Source organism: Leisingera sp. F5, assembly GCF_001593695.1.
The window spans coordinates 1-2694 of record NZ_LUKH01000365.1 but is presented as its reverse complement, the minus strand read 5'-3'; the positions used below and the strand labels follow the sequence as shown (position 1 = coordinate 2694).

Below are 2694 nucleotides of genomic sequence, written 5' to 3'. Positions count from 1 at the left end.
TGGCGGCGGATCGCATGATCCAGGTCCAGCCCCTCGCCATCCACCGGCACCGCGGCCACATTGGCGCCCATGATCTGCATCACGTCGCGCCCGGCGATATGGCCGGGGTTCTCGTACCAGACCGTATCCCCCTGATTCAGCAGCACAAAGGCAATCAGAACAAAAGCCTGCTGGGCGCCCGACGTGATGATCACCCGCTCCGAATCCACCTTCATGCCGCGGGCATCGGCCAGATGCCGGGCAATCGCTTTGCGCAGGGCCGCATTGCCGTTCACCTGCCCGTAGCTCAGACTGCGGCGTGCATCCCGCGCCATCGCCTCGGCCATGTATTTGTTCCACAGCTTGACCGGAAACTGATCCAGCGCCGGCACGCCGGGCCGGAATGGCGCTGTCTCACCATAACGCGCCACCGATTTGGACGCCGCAATGGTCCGCGCCCGCCCGGAAATTTCGATCACCGACGGTTTGTCCTTGCGCCGCGCCGTGCGGATCTGCGGAAACGCTTCGGTGTCCAGCCCGTCGGCCACAAAGGTGCCGGCCCCGGTCTGGGCCTGGGCATAGCCCTCGGCGATGATCTGTTCATAGACGTTCTTCACCGTGATCCGCGAAATCCCCAGCTCCTGCGCCAGCTCGCGGGTCGAGGGCAGCTTTTGCCCCGGCGCCAGCGAGCCGTCCAGGATCAGCCGCCGCAAGGAGGCATCCAGCTGCCGGTAGATCGGCACCGAAGAGTCGCGTTCGATTGTGAAACCTTGCAGCAGCGCGCCGCCGGGGGATTTTGGCATAGCTCAAAGTGGGCCTATAGTTAAATCATTAACGGGTATATTTGATATGCCCACTATTGGGTATCCTCTATCCCAATGGGCGCCCGCTGTGCGCCGTGGGTTCACCAAGGTTTGAGACCGATCCATGACCAGAATTGAAGATTATGCATTCCCCAAGGGGCTGGACCTGCTGCGGGCCTGGCAGGCAGGCGGCGCCGAAGCCAAGGCAGAAATGAAACGGGTGTTCGACACCGCCATCGCCGGTGGTTTCGATGCCAACTTCGGGCAGAAAGCCGACCCCAACCGCGTCAATAGCGTGGCCTCGGTCCATATGCTGGCGCTGGCGGTGCTGAATGATCTCTACGGCATCGAAACCCGCGAATATTACCACGAGGACCCCTACCGCTATGTCCGCGTCAATCTTGCGGTCAGCCGCCTGTTGGGGGTGAACAAATTCTATATCACCTGGGCGCTTTATGCCTGGTCCTGCGAGCCGCTGGGCCAGACCATGATGTACCCGGACAAATACCCGCCGGGCGCCGATCCCGATAACATCCTGATCAACAAGGAAAACTGGCGCGGCCTCCAGACCCCGGACTTTACCACCGGCGTGCCGTTGACAATCACCAATATCCTGCGGGTGCATGAAGAGCTGACCGGCCTGCCGCCGCTGCTGCAGATCACTGCGCCTTACAGTCTGGCTGCCGACATCTATGGGCAGGAACCGCTGCTTGGCGACGTGGTGAATGATCCGGATGAGGTGAATGCGCTGCTGGATCACCTGGGCGACACGGTTTTGGGTCCCTGGATGGACCACCATATCGCCACTTTCCCGAACGGCTGGGTCGAGCTGTCAGACGCCTCCGGCTCGCCCTTCTTCATCGGGCCGGAAAACTGCAAGAACATGTCGATCCGTTCGATCCGCCACATGCTGCGCGACAAGCCTTATGCGAACCGGGTGTTTGACAACAACTATCGCGGCGACCACGTGACCCTGGCCAAGAAGAAAGACCGTAGATCGCGCCGCCGCGGCGGCACATCAGCCGACGCCGCAGCAGCCCCCGAACTGGCGCCGTCGGAAAACCCGGCGCTGCTGGCACTGACCGACGCCAAGGTCAGCGCGAACCCTGTCTTCATCATGCGGCTGGCCGCGGATCTGGTGGATATCTCGTTCTACGAACAGCAGGCGATCGAGCGCAACATGCCGCTGACCTCGGGCATCGGCTCGCCGCAGATCGACCGCAACAGCATCGAGGATCTGGACGCCGCCAAGGCAGAAACCCGCGGGATGGCCCGTACCCATGTGGCGGCCATCCGCAACGTCTGCGCCCATGTGGATCTGCCCGAGGACAACCACGTCGGCCAGGCCTGGCCGAGCCACATCTATTTCGAGGACGTCAACCTGCACACAGAGTTCGATCTAGTCGAGATTATACTTGAGGAAGTTTATGGCGCGGAGCCGGTCCAGCGCCGTTCCTGAAGGTTTCACTCCCTGCCGGGACGCCTCTGTCCGGCAGCTATGGACCGGCCTTTGGGCCGGTCTTTTTTCAACGGGGCCTCAGACCTTCATCGGTTTGCCAGCCGCATAGGTCTGCGCGATGGAGCGGTCGTCGCCCAGGGTCTGCAGGATGAACAGCTCCTCGGACAGGGTTTCGGCCCGCTGCATCCGCAGATCCATCGCCGGGGTGGCGCGGGAATCGAGCACCACGATGTCGGCCTCGGTGCCGGCGTCCAGCGTGCCGATTTTGTCCGCCAGCCCAAGCGCCACCGCATTGCCGCGTGTAATCCAGTGGAAGGCGCGCAAGGGATGCAGTTTCTGGTTCTGCAGCTGCAGGACCTTGTAGCCTTCGTTCAGGGTCTGCAGCATCGAATAGCTGGTGCCGGCGCCGATGTCGGTGGCAATTGCATTGGTAATGCCGCGGCTGCGCAGGCC

3 protein-coding genes are annotated in these 2694 nt (G+C 62.3%); 1 reads left to right on the top strand and 2 read right to left on the bottom strand.

Annotated elements, in window-relative coordinates; translation table 11 throughout:
* A partial coding sequence (locus tag A2I95_RS30365; protein WP_291735860.1) for a PLP-dependent aminotransferase family protein occupies positions 1–782 on the bottom strand: 782 nt, incomplete at its 3' end.
* Positions 783–906: 124 nt separating this feature from the next.
* Here A2I95_RS30365 and A2I95_RS30360 point away from each other — a divergent pair.
* A complete protein-coding gene (locus tag A2I95_RS30360; protein WP_291735858.1) occupies positions 907–2241 on the top strand; it encodes a uroporphyrinogen decarboxylase family protein in 1335 nt (444 codons plus the stop codon).
* A 78-nt stretch (positions 2242–2319) separates the two neighbouring features.
* Here A2I95_RS30360 and A2I95_RS30355 read toward each other — a convergent pair.
* Positions 2320–2694: amidohydrolase family protein (locus tag A2I95_RS30355; RefSeq protein ID WP_291735855.1), on the bottom strand; the 375-nt coding region annotated here is incomplete at its 5' end.

Excerpts from the sequence above, each read along its gene's own strand:
- A2I95_RS30360 (WP_291735858.1), top strand. The coding sequence starts at position 907 with ATGACCAGAATTGAAGATTATGCATTCCCCAAGGGGCTGGACCTGCTG.